At 70.0% G+C, this 15,714-nt stretch carries 14 protein-coding genes; 8 read left to right on the forward strand and 6 right to left on the reverse strand.

The features are described 5' to 3' along the window. Nucleotides 1–696 precede the first annotated feature (696 nt). The 4 genes from OG943_RS33250 to OG943_RS33265 all read left to right on the forward strand — a co-directional run bounded on the left by OG943_RS33250 (nucleotide 697) and on the right by OG943_RS33265 (nucleotide 4,844). A complete protein-coding gene (locus tag OG943_RS33250) occupies nucleotides 697–2,130 on the forward strand; it encodes an MBOAT family O-acyltransferase (protein ID WP_328604877.1) in 1,434 nt (477 codons plus the stop codon). A gap of 388 nt (nucleotides 2,131–2,518) precedes the next feature. Next, a complete protein-coding gene (locus tag OG943_RS33255) occupies nucleotides 2,519–3,403 on the forward strand; it encodes a hypothetical protein (RefSeq protein WP_442874823.1) in 885 nt (294 codons plus the stop codon). A gap of 6 nt (nucleotides 3,404–3,409) precedes the next feature. Further along, nucleotides 3,410–4,048 (forward strand): hypothetical protein, encoded by a 639-nt coding sequence (locus tag OG943_RS33260; RefSeq protein WP_328604879.1) that lies wholly within the window; start codon nucleotides 3,410–3,412, stop codon nucleotides 4,046–4,048. Between the two features lie 73 nt (nucleotides 4,049–4,121). After that, nucleotides 4,122–4,844 carry an HD family phosphohydrolase gene (locus OG943_RS33265; RefSeq protein WP_328604880.1) on the forward strand — a complete coding sequence of 241 codons (723 nt, stop codon included), beginning with the start codon at nucleotides 4,122–4,124 and terminating at the stop codon, nucleotides 4,842–4,844. Between the two features lie 10 nt (nucleotides 4,845–4,854). Here the strand turns inward: OG943_RS33265 and OG943_RS33270 are convergent, their stop codons facing one another. The 6 genes from OG943_RS33270 to OG943_RS33295 form a co-directional block, all read right to left on the reverse strand. After that, nucleotides 4,855–5,505 carry a class II aldolase/adducin family protein gene (locus OG943_RS33270; RefSeq protein ID WP_328604881.1) on the reverse strand — a complete coding sequence of 217 codons (651 nt, stop codon included), beginning with the start codon at nucleotides 5,503–5,505 and terminating at the stop codon, nucleotides 4,855–4,857. Next, on the reverse strand, nucleotides 5,506–6,954 hold the full coding sequence (locus tag OG943_RS33275) for an FGGY-family carbohydrate kinase (RefSeq protein ID WP_328604882.1): 1,449 nt from the start codon (nucleotides 6,952–6,954) through the stop codon (nucleotides 5,506–5,508). Continuing rightward, nucleotides 6,951–7,991 (reverse strand): 2-hydroxyacid dehydrogenase, encoded by a 1,041-nt coding sequence (locus OG943_RS33280; protein WP_328604883.1) that lies wholly within the window; start codon nucleotides 7,989–7,991, stop codon nucleotides 6,951–6,953. The genes OG943_RS33275 and OG943_RS33280 overlap by 4 nt, the downstream gene beginning before the upstream one ends. 139 nt (nucleotides 7,992–8,130) lie before the next feature. Then, a complete protein-coding gene (locus tag OG943_RS33285; RefSeq protein ID WP_328604884.1) occupies nucleotides 8,131–8,586 on the reverse strand; it encodes a ribose-5-phosphate isomerase in 456 nt (151 codons plus the stop codon). Next, the gene (locus tag OG943_RS33290; RefSeq protein ID WP_328604885.1) at nucleotides 8,586–10,271 is read right to left on the reverse strand and encodes a dihydroxyacetone kinase family protein; all 1,686 of its coding nucleotides are present in this window, start codon (nucleotides 10,269–10,271) and stop codon (nucleotides 8,586–8,588) included. The genes OG943_RS33285 and OG943_RS33290 overlap by 1 nt, the downstream gene beginning before the upstream one ends. 2 nt (nucleotides 10,272–10,273) lie before the next feature. Next, nucleotides 10,274–10,957, reverse strand: coding sequence for an HAD family hydrolase (locus OG943_RS33295; protein WP_328604886.1), 684 nt, complete (start codon nucleotides 10,955–10,957; stop codon nucleotides 10,274–10,276). 106 nt (nucleotides 10,958–11,063) lie between these two features. On the opposite strand from OG943_RS33295, the gene OG943_RS33300 reads away from it, so the two are divergent. The 4 genes from OG943_RS33300 to OG943_RS33315 all read left to right on the forward strand — a co-directional run bounded on the left by OG943_RS33300 (nucleotide 11,064) and on the right by OG943_RS33315 (nucleotide 15,328). Beyond that, complete coding sequence (locus OG943_RS33300) at nucleotides 11,064–11,675, forward strand: histidine phosphatase family protein (protein ID WP_328604887.1); 612 nt, start codon at nucleotides 11,064–11,066, stop codon at nucleotides 11,673–11,675. A gap of 7 nt (nucleotides 11,676–11,682) precedes the next feature. Beyond that, entirely contained in the window at nucleotides 11,683–12,474 is a 792-nt protein-coding gene (locus OG943_RS33305; protein ID WP_328604888.1) for a DeoR/GlpR family DNA-binding transcription regulator, read from the forward strand. Nucleotides 12,475–12,554: 80 nt separating this feature from the next. Beyond that, nucleotides 12,555–13,892 (forward strand): MFS transporter, encoded by a 1,338-nt coding sequence (locus tag OG943_RS33310; protein WP_328604889.1) that lies wholly within the window; start codon nucleotides 12,555–12,557, stop codon nucleotides 13,890–13,892. After that, nucleotides 13,889–15,328, forward strand: a complete 1,440-nt coding sequence (locus tag OG943_RS33315) for an FGGY-family carbohydrate kinase (protein ID WP_328604890.1) — start codon at nucleotides 13,889–13,891, stop codon at nucleotides 15,326–15,328. Before OG943_RS33310 ends, OG943_RS33315 begins: the two co-directional genes overlap by 4 nt. Nucleotides 15,329–15,714: the final 386 nt, after the last annotated feature.

Raw genomic sequence — 15,714 nt, forward strand, 5'->3', positions numbered from 1 at the left:
GGCTGCGTTCGGAGCCGGGCGGGGGCATCAACCACCCTCGGTGATTCGCGCTGTGATGCCCCGCGCTTCGCTCCACCGTGACAGCCGCTCGGCGGAGTGCGCTCGTGGTGAGGTTGCGGGGGCTGGCCAAGACGCGGGCGCGGGAGACGTCTTCGGTGTAGGTGACGTGGTGGAGTTCGTTCTCGAGGTGCCAGTGGCCGCGGGCGTAGCGTCCGATGCGGGCGGGGTGGTGCGTCGTTCGGTGCCGCCGTGTCCGCGGTCGTCGGTGACGCGAGCGGGGATCTCGTGGCAGGGCAAGGTATCCGGCAGGCCGTAGAGGCGGTGCTGATTCTCCTTGACGTAGTAGGCGCCGCGGGCTCGCGCGGCGGGTGATGTGCGGGCCTCGGTGGTGATCACCGGGCCGGGCAGGTCGAGCATCGATCAGCGGAGCCAGGCAGTCAGCCACGGCAGGGCTCAGGCACGATTACACGATCGCGGGGCCTGGACAATCACCTGATCAACAACAACCGTGCCCGCCCCGCAACCAGGCCAAAAGACTCTGCCAGCACCCGGCCGAGGAGGGCCAGGGCCACATTCGGAGCCGGACGAGGCCGTCAACCACCCTCCGTAATCCGCGCTGTGATACTCCGGGCTTCGCTCCACCGCGACACCCACTCGGGCTAAGGTCAGCTCCGGAACCGAGGGGGTCCATCACCGATGTCGTTCGTTTCGCCGCTGTTCTTGTGGTACTTCATGCCCACGGTGCTGGTCGCCGTGCTGGTGTGCCCGCGGAGCTGGCGCAACGGCATCGTCGCGGTCGCGAGCCTGCTGTTCTACACCATCGGCGCCGGGCCGTACCTGTTCCTCCTGCTGCTCTGCATGACAGCCAACTTCCTCGCCGGGCCCGCGCTCGAGCCGAGCCCGTGGGACCTGCAGGGGAAGCGGCGCCGGCGGATCCTGATCGGCGTCGTCACGCTCGACGTGCTGGTGCTGGTGATCTGGAAGTACGCGGGGTTCGCGACGCAGCAGATCGCGGCCGTCTCGCACTGGTTCGGCGGGGACCTCGGCGTCGCCAGCATCGTGGTGCCGATCGGGATCTCCTTCTACACCTTCCACCACATCTCGTACGTCGTGGACATTTACCGCGGCGAGCGGCGCGCGCTGCGCAACCCGGTGGCGTTCGCGGCGTACATCGCGATGTTCCCGCAGCTGGTGGCCGGGCCGATCGTGCGGTACCGCGAGATCGCCGACCAGCTGCCGCAGCAGCGTTCGCACCGGCTCGACGACATCGCGGCCGGCTTCCCGCGGTTCGCGCTGGGGCTGTGCAAGAAGTCCATCGTCGCCGACTCGCTCAGCCCGATGGTCGAAGCGTGCTTCGCGACGCCGGCGGACCAGATGACGTTCGCGACGGCCTGGCTCGGCGCCATCGGGTACACCCTGCAGCTGTTCTTCGACTTCTCCGGCTACTCCGACATGGCGATCGGCCTCGGCCGGATGCTCGGCTTCCGGCTGCCGGAGAACTTCGCGCGCCCGTACTCGTCGGTGACGATCACGGAGTTCTGGCGGCGCTGGCACATGTCGCTGTCACGCTGGTTCCGCGACTACGTCTACATCCCGCTGGGCGGCAACCGCTCCGGCGCCGGGCGCACGTACCGCAACCTGTGCATCGTGTTCGTGCTGACGGGTTTCTGGCACGGCGCGCAATGGACGTTCCTGATCTGGGGTTGTTACCACGGCGCGCTGCTGGTGATCGAACGCCGCTTCAACCTCGCCGAGACGCCGTCGCGCCCGGCCGCCCGGATCGCGCGCCGCGCGCTGACACTGCTCCTCGTGGTGTTCGGCTGGGTGTTCTTCCGCTCGGCCGACCTGGGCCACGCGCTCGCCATGATCGGCCACATGCTCCTGCCGGACTTCGGCGGCCTCGGCGACGTCGTCGAAAGCGCCCTGACCAACCAGCGGCTGCTCATCCTCCTCGCCGCGCTGGCGATCTTCTTCCTCCCGGCGCACCCCGTCACGGGCCCGCTCCTGGAGTCCTCCCGCAGCCGCGGCGCGACGGCCCTGCGCATCGGCGTGATGACCGTCGGCCTCGTCTACGCCGCCATCCTGGTCGCGACGGGGACATTCAGCCCGTTCCTTTACTACCAGTTCTGAGAGCGAACCTCAGGTGACTGTCCGCAGTTGGTGACACGGGGGCACCGCCCACGTGGGGGATGTGCCCCCGTGTCCCTCCTACGGGGTTTTCGGCGTTTCGGAGAAAACCGCTGAACGTGAAAATTCTTGCCCAGAGTCACCTAGCACCTGGAATATTGTCCCCCAAATTTCTTATTTCGCGGGTCACCCCAAGCGCGTAAAGTAACTCCCCGCGCTCGAACAGATACGCAACGCACTCGTCCGTTCGAGTGGTTCAAGGAGGTGGACCGTGGTCGCGGAAGACGACCGTCCTCGCCGGAATTCGCTTCAGGAGATCTTCTGGACCCGCACCACATTATTACTGACCGTGCTCGTCGTGATCGCGGTGCTGAGCCTGTGGATCTCCAGCATGATGGACGCAGGCACGGGCAAAACGCTCGTCACCTCGTTGGGCACCGGCACGCTGATCTCCGCGCTGGTCGGCTTTGGACAGACCTTGATCACCGCCAGCGCGTCGCAGCGCGCGATGGTGACCCCGTTGATCGAGGAGAGCCGGCGCGCGCTCGAGGACCTCAGCGCCGAATACCGGTCGCTCAACAAGGAGTTCTTTCCCACGCACGTGTTCGACGCGACGACCGACCCCGACCCGGCGTTCAACCGCATGCTGATGTCGGACCTGGACAACACACGCCAGTACTTCTTCCGCGGCTTCTCCGGACGTCACGCGGCGGCCCGGCTTCTGTTGACTCGCACCGATCGTGAGCTGCACGCCGTGATCGCCGACCCGCGCGACGCCGGTTCCATCAGCGGTCGCGCGCGTTACCTGCTGCGGCGGGAGGCGGCGGAAGTCGACTACGAGGCGATCCAGAGCGGCCTGCACGAAGAGATCCACATCGGACTCGTCGGGCTGTTCCTGGCCCGCAGCCGGTGCGCGCAGGTGGACATCACCGTGGTCGCGGACCCGCCACTGGACCGGCTGGAGATGTTCGACGCGAGCGTGTGGGTCACGTTGTACAGCGACGTGCGCGGAGCGACCAAGCTGTACCCGCGGTCGCTGCGGTTCACCGAGGGCTCCTTCATCTACAACATGGAACGCGCGGAGTTCCTGCGTGTCTCGCAGTCGCGGACCGGCCGCCACTTCCGCATCACGTCCGCGACGACGCGGGCCGATTTCCTTGCCCTGTTTGAAAAGATCACTGGATCCGACTTGTCCGAGGAGAACTTCCGCGACATGGAGGGAAGGTTCCACGCCTTCCGCGCGGAATTCTCCGCACGAGCCGAGCTAGGGAGCTGAGCCGTCTTGCTCACTCGCTTGTCCCCCCTGAACCAACTGGCCACACGGCTGCGCTCGGCGGGTTTCCCGCTGGCACAGGACTGGCGCACCGTGGACATCTGGTTCCGAAAATGGGCTTCACAAACGGAGTTGCGCGATGAGCTGCGCGCACTGCTACGCGCACCGGACCCGGAGACCGCCGCGGTCATGCTCCGCAACTCCCGCGAGACGACCACCCATTTCGCCTGGTGCCTGCAGGATTGTCCGGACGATCCGTTCTCGTTCTGGCTGCACGAATACAAACCGCAGGAAGACTGGCGCGAGGGCTACGCCGATTCTGTGCACAACCACAGGTATCACTTCTGCACCACCATTCTCCGCGGCAACTACCTGCACGAGCGGTACTCCACGACCCGCGACGGGGACAGCGGCTTGATCACGTCCGCGCAGCTGCGGCGCCGGGCGCTGTGCCAGGCGGGCGCGTCGTCGATCATGCTCGCCGACGAATTCCACCGCATTCCCGAAGCCGCCGACGGGACCATGACTTTCCTGGTGAAATCACGCCCCGTGACCGTTTCCAGTCTCTCCTACGACCCGGCCACAGGAATCGGGCATCGTCACGTTCCGGTAGAGGTCCGATTGGGGGAACTGGCCGACCGAGTCTAGCTACAACCCGCCGTAACGGGCGCATACCATTGCTCCACCCGCTCGAATGCCGAAGCCGGGATCGGAGAGATGTATGCGCGCGCAAAAGAACAGTGTTCAGCCGACGGCGATCGCCGCGGCGAAGGTCACCGCGGCCACGATCACCCCAGCGACGATCAGCGCGGTGGAGAACCGCGTCCAGCAGTTGTGCTGGCGGTACGCCGAACGGCTGCCGTTCCACGGCTGGCACCACGTGAGCTTCGTCCGCTCCAAGGCGGTCGACTTCGCGACGGCCAACGGCGCCGACGCGAGCGTGGTCGAGGTGGCCGCCCTGGTGCACGACGTGAACTACCTCGTCCTGCGCAACTCGCCCGCCGCCGCCGGCAGCGAGCTGCGCCGGGGCCTGCTCGCCGACTGCGGCGTGCCCGATGAGGTCGCCGACTGGATCGACGACCTCATCGACGAGGCCGAGATGGCCAACCGCGGCCGGCACATCTCACTGGAGGCGCAGGCCCTGAGCGACGCCGACACGCTGTTCAAGGCGCTGCCGGTGACACCCGTGGTGCTCGCCCACCGCTACCTGCAGGAGAACAACGTCAGCCTGAAGGACCTGGCCCACAAGATCGTCGGCGAGCAGTGCGACGTCCACGACAGCGGCTACTACTTCTACAACCCGGAGGCCGCCGCCACGTACTCCCGCTGGGCCACCGCGAACCTCCAGCTGTGGCGCTGCATCAAGGAGGCCGTGGACGACCCGACGGTCGTCGAGCTGCTCGACGCCGTGCACGCCGTGGACAGCACCCTCGCGGCATCCTGACCCGGTTCGTTCAGCCCTGGCCGTACCCCCTCAGCTTCTCGACGACACGCTCGATCTCCGCGGGCGGCAGCAGCGTGGGGCTGCCCGCGGACCGGGCCAGCAGCCACAGCCGGCAGACCCACTCGAGCTGCTGCACCCGGTGGTACGCCGCGCCGAGGCCATCGCCGTACGCCACGGTGCCGTGGTTGGCGAGCAGGCAGCCGCGGCGGCCGTCGAGGGCCTTGAGCATCGCCGACGCCAACTCCTCCGTGCCGTACGTCGCGTACTCGGCGACCCGCACGGTCGGGCCGATCGTCGCGAGGATGTAGTGGATCGGCGGCACCTCGTCGAGCAGTGTCGAGACCGCGGTGGCGTGCACCGAGTGTGTGTGCACCACCGCGGTCACCGAGGCGCCGTCCGGGTCCACGGCCCGGTTGTAGACGGTCAGGTGCATGGGCAGCTCGCTGGTCGGCCTCAACTCCCCCTCGACGATCTCGCCGTCGAGCCCGACCACCGGGATGTCGGCCGGCTCGAGCCCGGCGTAGTCCACTCCCGTGGGCGTGACCGCGACCAGCGCCCCGTCCCGCACCGACACGTTGCCGGACGTACCGACCACCAGCCCGTCGGCCGTCATCCGACGGGCGTACTCACAGACCGCCGCTCGTTCCTCCGCCAGGATCATTCACAGCCTCCAAAGACCACGCGCGGCGGACAGGGATGCCTGGTAATCGGCGTAACCGCGCTCGTACGCAGCCACATTCTCGGGCCGGAACTCCACCACGCGCGAATTCGCCGCCCACCGCTCGCGGTCGAACGGCGTGCCGAGCGCCGCCGCGGCGGTGAGCACGGCGCCGCGCGCCCCCACCCCGGGGTCACTCGGGATGACGATCGGCCGGCCGAGCACGTCCGCGAAGATGCGGATCCATTCCGGTGACCGCACGCCGCCACCGCAGGCGTACAGCCGGCCGGACAGTCCGGCCGCCTCGAAACAGTGCCGCGCCGCATACGCGATCGACTCACACAGCGCCCGCACCAGGTCCGCCCGCCCGGTTTCGAGACTGATCCCGGCGAACTGCGCCCGCGCGCCGGCGTCGACAAACGGCGCACGCTCACCGGACACCGACAGGAACGGCAGCGCCCGTGCCCCGCGCGCGCCCGGCTCGCTACTCGCCAGCAGCGGGTCGATTTCGGCGACGTCGATCCCCAGCAGCGCGCACACCCAGTCGATGCCCGCGGTGCCGACCATCGCCGGCATCGCGCGGAGGTACTCGGCCTCGTCCGGCGTGCAGAGGAACATCCCGGCCGGCTCGCCCTCGGGGTCGAACGTGGTGTCGGCCGTGAGCACCTGGCAGGCCAGCGTGGTGCCCGCCGTGAGGATGCCGTCGCCCGCCTCCCGCACGCCGGCGCCGATCGCGCTGGCCGGCAGGTCGAACGGCCCGGCCGTGACCGGCAGCCCCACCGGCAGGCCGAGCAGGGCCGCCCCTCGCGCGTCGAGCCGGAACACCGACTTCGCCGGCGCCGGCTTGGCGAACAGGGCCCGCCGGTGGCCGAGCCCGCAGGCCTCGATGGCCGCCTCGTCGTACCGCCGGGTGACCGGGTCGAGGAACGGCAGCGACGCGTCGGACACGTCGACGGTGATCTCCCCGGTGAGCCGCTGCAGCACCGCGTCCACGCAGTAGCCGGCCACGACGGCCCGGTCGAGCACCTCGGGCTCATGAGCGTCCAAATAGGACATTATCGCGGCGGCGCAGCCCGGGAACATGCCGGATCCGGTGCGGCGGAAGACTTCCCGGGCGACTCCCTCGGCCTGCCACCGCGCGAGCAGGGTGTTGGCCCGGCCGTCGAGCCACGAGATCGCGGGCCGCACCGCGGCGCCGGACTCGTCGCGCAGCCACATTCCGTCGCCCTGCCCGGTGAGCGCCAGCGCGGTGACGGGGCCCGGCAGCCGGGCGGCGACCTCGCGCACCACCGTGACAACCGTGGCCACCACCTGGTCGAGGTCCTGCTCGACCCGGCCGCCGGCGAGGTGGTGCACCTCGGACGGCGTGCACGCGCTCGCCACGGACGTCCCGTCCTCGTCGAACACCACGGCCTTGGTGAGCGACGTGCCGATGTCGACCCCGACGATCACGGCTGCCGCCCGAGCACCTCGGGGTTGGCGAGGTTCGCCGGTCGCTCACCGCGGGCATACCGGCCGACCTCGGCCGCCACGATCGCGGCCGCCCGCTCCGCCGTCTGCCGGCTCGCCCCGGCGAGGTGCGGGGTGGCGATCACGTTCGGCGCCTCGCGCAGCGCCCAGTCGGCGGGCGGTGGCTCGATATCATACACGTCCAGAGCCAGCGCGCCGAGTTTGCCGGAGCGCAGGGCCTGCGGCAGGGGCGCGTAGTCGAGCAAGCCGCCGCGAGCGGTGTTGACCAGTACGGCGCCGTCGGGCAGCAGGGCCAGCTTGCTCGCGTCGATGAGGTGCCGCGTCTGCTCGGTGAGCCGCGCGTGCAAGCTGACGACGTAACTGCGCCGCAACAGCTCGTCGAGCTCCACAACCTGCGCGCCGTCGGCCGCGATCGCCGCCGGGTCCGCGAAGGGATCGGCGACCAGTACCTCGGCACCGAACGCGAGCAGCACCTTGGCGACGCGGGAACCGATGGCGCCGTAGCCGACCAGCCCGACAGTGGTGCCGCCCAATTCGAGCCCGGCCTGGTCGTAGGCGTAGTAGTCGCCGCGCCAGGTCCCGCGCAACAGCTCCGCCGACGACGTCGCGATCCGCCGCATCGCGGCGAGGATCATGCCGACGGCGAACTCGGCCGCCGCACCGGCATTACGACCCGGCGCATACGTCACCGCGACACCGGCCTCCGTCGCCGCGGCGAGGTCGACGTTCACCGGCCCGCCCCGGCACACCGAGACCAGCTTGAGCCCCGGCGCGGCGGTGAAAACCTGTTTGGTGAACGGCGCCATCTGCGTCACCGCGACCTCGGCGCCCGCGAGCGCCTCGATCACCTGCTCCTCGGTGCCACTGGCCTCGTGCACGTTGCCGACCGGGCCGAACGGCTCCACCGGCCACGGCAGGGCGAGCTCGGTGATCTCATGGTCCGCGCCGAGCTCGGCGCGGACGGCGCCGGCCAGCAGGCCGGGACCGACGAAATGGTCTCCCGCAGCGAGAATGTGCAACTCTGCTCCCTCACTCGCTCTGTGTCGATTACCAAAAAGGCCGGAAGTAAGCCGACCGGGAATGGCGACAGACCTGCGAAAACTGCTTACTTCCGGTCGGTTTGGTATCTACCGGCACAGTATGCGGCCTGGCCCCGGTTCAGCGGGCGTTCTCGTACTTGGTGATGTGCTCGACCTTGCTCGCGCTGGCCGAAGCGGGGTCAAAACGGTACCCGACCCACTCGGCGACGATCTTCTTCGCCACCTCGGGACCGATCGCGCGGGCGCCGAAGGTGATCACCTGGCAGTTGTTGGATTTGATCGACCGCTCGGCGGAATAGGAGTCGTGCGCGACGGTCGCCCGCACTCCCGGCACCTTGTTCGCCGAGATGGCCATGCCGATCCCCGTGCCGCACACCAGCACCCCGCGGTCCGCCTCGCCACCGGCGATCGCCTCCGCCGCCGCGAGCCCGAGCAGTGGGTACGCCCGGTCGTCACCGGCGTCCGCGACGCCGAGGTCAGTCACCTCCTCGACCCGGTCGTCGGCCAGCAGCAGGTCGCGCAGCTGGTTCTTGAGGTCCACCCCGGCGTTGTCCGCCGCCACCACGATCCGCATCAGTCCACGTTCCTTCCCAGCTCTTCGCCGACAGCCGTGACCAGCAGGGAGAACGAGACCGCGCCGGGATCCGGGTGGCCCTTGCTCCGCTGCGCCAGGCGCGCCGCACGTCCCTTCGCCGGCAGCAGGTGCGCTGTCTCCTCAGCCGCGGTCACCGCCGCCCGCGCCGCCTTCCGCCAAGCCTGAGCAACATCCACCCCGGCCTGTTCACGCAGCACGGCGCGGAACGGCTCGATGGCGTCGAGCATCGTCTTGTCCCCCGGCTCGGCCTTGCCCAGCTCGGTGAACGCCCGGACCGCACCGTCGACGGCGTCGGCGAGTGCGCCCGTGGTGATCTCGTCCGCGGCAAGCCCCTTCAGGCCCGCGCCCGTCTCGGCGAGCAGGACGCCGTAGAGGGCGCCGGAGGCACCTCCCGCGGCGTCGGCGAAGGCGGTTCCCGCGGCGAGCAACGAGCCGGACACCGTTTCTCCGCTCCGCCGCGCGGCGACGACGGCCGCACGCATCCCGCGGGTCATGCCGAGCCCGTGATCACCATCCGCGGCGACCGCGTCCAGCCTTCCCAGCTCCGCCTCGTTCTCCTCGATGCTCCGCAGCGCGGCGGTGAGCACACGGTCTACGACCCCGGTGCCCGGTTCGGTCTCCGCGAGCAGGTCGTCCACTGTGGACTCCAGTGGCACCTGCGCCAGCTCCGCCCCGGTGGTGCGGTAACCCGGCGTGTCACACGGCGCCGAGTACAGCTCAGCCAGTTCGTCGTCGAGCACCAGGATCGACAACGAGACCCCGGCCATGTCGAGCGAGGTGACGAACTCTCCGACCTCCGTGTGCACGGGGCTGAGGCCCGCTTCGGCCAGCCGCTCGTGCACCCGCGTATAGGTGACGAACATTTCCTCGTACTTGGTGCGGCCCAGCCCGTTCAGCAGCGCCACCACCCGGCTGCCTTCCGGCAACTCCGGGAGCAAGCCGTCGACCAGCTCGTCGGCCAGCTCGGCCGCGGACAGCCGGCCGACCGTGCGCACCCCCGGCTCGCCGTGGATGCCGAGCCCGACCTCCATCTCGCGGTCGGCGACGGTGAACAGCGGCTCCGCGGCGCCGGGCAGCGTGCAGCCGCCGAACGCGACGCCGAAGGTGCGGGTGCGCGCGTTCGCCTTCTCCGCGACCACATGAACCGCGTCGAGGTCGTAGCCGCGTTCCGCCGCCGCCCCGGCGATCTTGAAGACCAGGAAGTCGCCCGCCACACCACGACGGCGCTCGGGCTCGGCCGCCGGGCCGCTCGCGATGTCGTCGGTGACCAGGATCGTGCGGCTCTTGATGCCTTCGGCCGCCAGCCGGCGCGCGGCGAGCCCGAAGTGCAGTACGTCGCCCTGGTAGTTCCCGAAGCCGAACAGCACGCCCGCACCGGTGTCGGCGGCGCGCGCCGTGCGGTAGACCTGCTCGGCGCTGGGGCTGGTGAAAACGTCGCCCACCACCGCGCCGTCGGCGAGGCCGGGCCCGACCAGTCCGGCGAACGCCGGGTAGTGCCCGCAGCCGCCGCCGATCACGACCGCGACCTTGCCCGGCCGCGTGCCGCCTTCGCGCCGGACCACGCCGTACGCATCCGGCACCTTGCGGACAGTGCGGCCGTACGCGGTGACGAACCCGTCCAGCCACTGCCGCTTGAACGTGTCCGCGGTGCCCAAGGTCGTCATGGTCAGTCCCTTGCCGCCACCGGCTCGCCGGCCAGGTAGGCCAGCAGCTTCCGGCGGACGTCGTGGTTGTCCTCGGCCACCGCGCTGGCCAGCTCCAGCGCGTCCGGCTTCGGCGGGTAGGTGGGGTTCGGCAGCGCGACGACGGTGAGCCCGGCCGCGGCCGCCGCCCGGATGCCGTTGCTGGAGTCCTCTACTCCCAGACAGTCCTCGCCGGAGCGCCCCAGCCGTGCGGCCGCTTCGAGGTAGACGTCCGGGCTCGGCTTGCCGCGCGCGACCTCGGCGCTGGAGACGGTGGCGGTGAACTCCGCGGTGAGCTGGTGCTTGTCCAGCACGGCGTCGATCACCCGGCGCGCCGCCGAAGACGCGAGCGCCACCGGCACCCGCGCGCTGACCTCGCGCACCATCTCGCCGGCGCCCGGCAGCAGCGGGGCCTCGCCCGCCTCGATGGAGCCGATCATGCCGTCGACCACCGCGCGCTCCACCTCCTCGGCCCGCTCCGGCACCCCGCAGCGTCGGGCGAGGTAGGCAGCCCACTCGGGCGCGCTCATGCCCTGCACGGAAGCGGTGTCCTCGGCCGTCCACTCAACCTGGTGGCGGGCGGCGTACGCGACCCAGTTCTCCTCCCAAAGGTGTTCACTGTCGACCAGCACACCGTCGAGGTCGAACACCACCGCGTCGAGCGTCATCCAGCAGATCCCTTCACAAGAGCGGGCCGTTTCACACGGTCCGTGTTAAGTTAACATTGATGATGAGAAGTTCGCAAGGGCAGTTCACACCGAAAGGAGCGGCCCAGTGGGCGCACGAGTGCTGCTGGCCAGGCACGGGCAGACCGAATGGCACGCCGAGAACAGGTACGCCGGCAGCAGCGAGGTGGCGTTGACAGCAGAAGGGCTTCGGCAGGCCGAGGCGCTCGCGCGGTACGCGCGCGAAGTGAAGCCGGCTGCGCTGTTCTGCTCGCCCCAGGACCGCGCGCGCCGCACGATCGCGCCCACCGCGGAAGCACTCGGACTGACCCCCGAAATCGTCGACGACCTGCGGGAAACCCACTTCGGCATCGCTGAAGGACGCACCCGAGAGGAGGTGCGGGCCAGCGACCCAGGGGTGGTCGAGCGGTTCCTGGCCGACCCGGTCGCCGGCTCGTTCCCCGGCGCCGAGGACCCGCTCGCGGCCGCCGGGCGCGGGGCGCGGGCAGTCCGGGAGATCGCGCGGCGCGGCGACGGAATCGTGCTGGTCGTCGCGCACAACACGCTGCTGCGCCTGACTTTCTGCCACCTGCTCGGCATCCCGCTGGCCACCTACCGCACAGTGTTCCCGCAGCTGGACAACGCCGCCGTCACCGAACTGGGGATCGACGGCGACCGCACGGCCCTGCTGCGCTTCAACCTGCCACTCGACACGCGATAATCACGTCATGTCGAGTGAGAAGCCCGTCGCGCACACGCGCGAGACCCGTCAGCAAACGCTGGTCGACTACGTGTTCCGGCAGGGCTCGGCGTCGATCAACGCCCTCGTGGACCTCACCGGGGTCAGCAACATGACGGTGCACCGCGACGTCGACGAGCTCGCCCGGCGCGGCCTGCTGCGGAAGTACCGCGGCGGCGTTTCCGCCATGCCGTCGACGGTCTTCGAAAGCAACGCCGAGTACCGCATGAGCGCCAACGCCGCCGCCAAGCGCCTGATCGCGGTCCAGGCGCTGGACCACGTCGAGCCCGGCATGTCCGTGCTGCTCGACGACTCGACGAGCGCGCTCGCGCTGGCCCGGCTGCTGCACAACGTGACCCCGCTGACCGTGGCCACCAACTACCTCGGCGCGATCGACGAGCTGAAAGAGGTCGACGAGCTGCGGCTGATCTGCATCGGCGGGGACTACTCGATCACCCACGACTCGTTCCTCGGCATGCAGAGCCTGGAGGCGATCGAACGGCTCTCGGTCGACATCGCGTTCGTCTCGACCTCGGCGATGACCTCGCAGATGACGTTCCACCAGGAGCCCGAGATCGTGATGATCAAGCGCGCGATGCTGGCCAGCGCGCGGAAGAAGGTCCTGCTGATGGACAGCAGCAAGCTGGAGCGCTCGGCCCTGCACCGGCTCGCGCCACTGGACGAGTTCGACCTGCTGATCATCGACTACGACATCCACGCGCACCTGGTGGACGAGCTGCGCAGCCGGGTCCAGGTCCAGGTCGCCGCCGAGCGCGAATGACAGGCCAGTTTAGCTAACACTCTTGCGTGCGAAGTTAACACGGTCCATGATACGTTGGATTCGACGTCATGGAGGCGTGTATGAACCAGTCGGCAACAGCGGGGTTGTCCCGGCCAGAGGGCGGCTTCACCCGCCTGCTCACGCGGTGGGGGCTGCCCGCCCCCTTGTTCCTCGGCTACGTCGGCCTGTTGCTGTTCATGATCGGCGACGGGGTCGAGTCGGGCTTCATCGCGCCGTACATGGCGGGCAACGGCGCGGGCACGGAAATCAAGGCGTCGTACGTGATCACGGTGTACGGCGTCGCGGTGATGCTGGCGTCGTGGCTGTCCGGCGCGTTGTCGGAGCTGTGGGGTCCACGCCGGGTGATGCTGATCGGACTGGCCATCTGGCTGGTGTTCGACGTGCTGTTCCTGACGATCGGGCTCGGCGGTGAGAACTACACGCTGATGCTGATCTGCTACGGGATCAGGGGTTTCGGCTACCCGATGTTCGCGTTCGGCTTCCTGGTGTGGATCACGGCGGTGGCGCCCGTGGCGCGGCTGGGCGCGGCGGTGGGCTGGTTCTACTTCGCGTTCACCGGCGGTCTGCCGACGCTGGGCGCGCTCGTCGCGAGCTTCACGAACCCGCTGTTCGGGCACTACGGCACGTTGTGGGTGTCGGTCGGCCTGCTCACGCTGGGCGGGCTGATCGCGGTACTCGGCGTGCGGCAGCGCACGGGCTACCAGCGCCTCGCACCGCCGGACGTGAAACCCGTGCAGAGCCTCGTTTCCAGCGTCTCGATCGCGTGGAAGAAGCCGCGGGTCGGCGTCGGGATGCTAGTGCGGGTGATCAACACCGCGCCCGAGTTCGGCATGCTGGTGTTCTTCCCGACGATCTTCATCGACCAGATCGGGTTCGGCGAGAACCGCTGGCTGCTGCTGGTGTCCGTGATCTACGGGACGAACATCTTCTTCAACCTGATCTTCGGCGTGCTGAGCGACCGGATCGGCTGGCGCACCACCATCTTCTGGTTCGGTGCGATCGGCTGCGCGATCTCGATCCTGCTGCTGTACTTCGTCCCGATCGCGATGGGTGCGCAGTACTACTGGCTGGCGCTGATCGTCGGCGCGCTCTACGGGGCGACGCTCGCCGGGTTCGTGCCGATCTCCGCGCTGCTGCCCTCGCTCGCACCCGAGCACAAGGGCGGGGCGATGGCGTTGCTGAACCTGGGCGCCGGCGCGGCGGCGTTTGTCGGCCCGGCGATCGTGTCGCTGTTCCTCGGGCCGGTCGGGGCCGCGGGGGTGGTTGTCATCTTCGCGGCGCTGTACCTGGTCGCCGCCGTGCTGGTGCGATTCCTCAAGCTGCCGAAGGAAACCGAGCAGGCGATCACGCGCGACGCCAGCCTGCAGGACACCGGGAAGCAGGTCAGTACCGCGTGAACGAGCTGGTCACCATCGGGATCGACGTCGCCACCGCGGGGGTCCGGGCCTTCGCGGTGGGCGGCGGCACGGTGCTGGCAACGGCCGCGGCCGAACTGCCGACGCCGATGCGCTCCACGACCGGCCACAGCGAGCAGAACGCGAGGACCTGGTGGTCTGCGGTGGAGTCGGCACTGTCGAGGGTCACCGCGGCGTTGCCGGGGCGCGGCGCCGAGGTCGCGGCCGTCGCGGTGGCCGCGACCTCGGGAACGATCGTCGGGGTCGACGCCGATGGTGAGCCGGTCACGCCGGCGCTGATGTACGACGACCGCCGCGGTGCGGACCACAACGCCAGAGCGGCCGAATTGGGCGCCGAACGCTGGCGGGCACTGGGATCCGGCGTCGCGCCGACCGCCGCGCTCGGCCGGATCGCTTGGCTGGCCGAGCACACCGGCGCGGTCGCGGTGCGGCACACGGCGGACGTCATCGCGGCGAAACTCGTCGGCGGCCCCGTCGCCGCGGACTGGTCACACGCGCTCAAGAGCGGCTACGACCCGCTGGCGCGCGAGTGGCCCGGCGAGGTGCTCGACGGGCTGGGCGTGCCGTCCGGGATGGTGCCGCCGGTGGTCGCGCCCACGACCGTGCTCGGCCTCATGGCCCGACCGGTCGCGGGACTGCCCGCGGGGTGCGCCGTGGTGGCCGGCATGACCGACGGGTGCGCGGGCCAGCTGGCGGCGGGCGCGGTGGCGCCGGGCCGGTTCGTCGGGATCCTCGGGACCACTTATGTGCTGAAGGGGGTCACGGAGTCATTGGTTCCGGATCCCACCGGCGTCATGTATAGCCACCGACATCCGGACGGCTGGTGGCTGCCGGGCGGCGCGTCGAACACGGGCGGCGAGGCGGTGTCCGGTAGTGCCGGGCTGGCCGCGTTGGATGCTGCCGCGGAGGCGCGCGGACCGGCCGGGGTGGTGGCATTTCCGTTGCGGCGCAAGGGAGAACGGTTTCCATTCGCTCATGGCGACGCTGCCGGTTTTGTACTCGGTGAACCGGCCGACGAGGTCGAGCTGCACCGCGCGCGCCTGGAGGGTGTGGCGTTCGTCGAGCGGCTGGCACTGGACCACCTGCGCCGACTCGGGATCTCCGTGAACGGACCGCTGCTGGCGGCGGGCGGCGGCAGCCGGAGTCCACTGTGGACGCGGATTCGCGCGACCACGACCGGGCTCGGCATCCGCGTCGCACCCCACGCCGCGACCGGTTACGGCGCCGCGTTGCTCGCTGCTGCGGGGGTGCTGCCGGGCGGTCTCACTGAGGCTTGTGTGGCGCTGTCGGAGGGCACGCTGGCCGAACCGGTGGCGGCGGAGCGGGATGCGCTGTCGGCGTCTTATCGCCGCTTCTGCACCGCTCTCCACAAGAGGGGGTGGATCGACGACGAGTTGCACGCGACGGCCACGGGCTGATGGGCGACTTCGGGATCGGTCCCGGGACCGGGGCCAGGGCCGGGCCGGGCGGCCACGGACTGGTTCGACCTGGGACCGGGCGGCCAGGGACTGGGCAGCGACAGGCTGATCCAACCTGGGCTCGGGCGGCCCCGGGAGCGGGCCGAGCAGGGCCGGGCCGACCAGCGCCGAGCGGGCCAGAACCTGAGCGGGCCGGGGCCTGGCTGAGCCAGATCTGGGCTGGGCAGGCCGGGGGCGGGCTAGCCCAGACCCAGGTGGGCGGGGCTGGCCGACCGGGGCCGAGCGGACCTGAACTTGGGCGAGCCGGAGACAGACTGACCCGAACCTGGGCGGACCGGGGCCGAGTTGATCCGGATCGAGCGGACCTGGACCAGAGCGAGCCCGGG

It is taken from the genome of Amycolatopsis sp. NBC_00345 (genome assembly GCF_036116635.1).
Lineage (GTDB): Bacteria > Actinomycetota > Actinomycetes > Mycobacteriales > Pseudonocardiaceae > Amycolatopsis.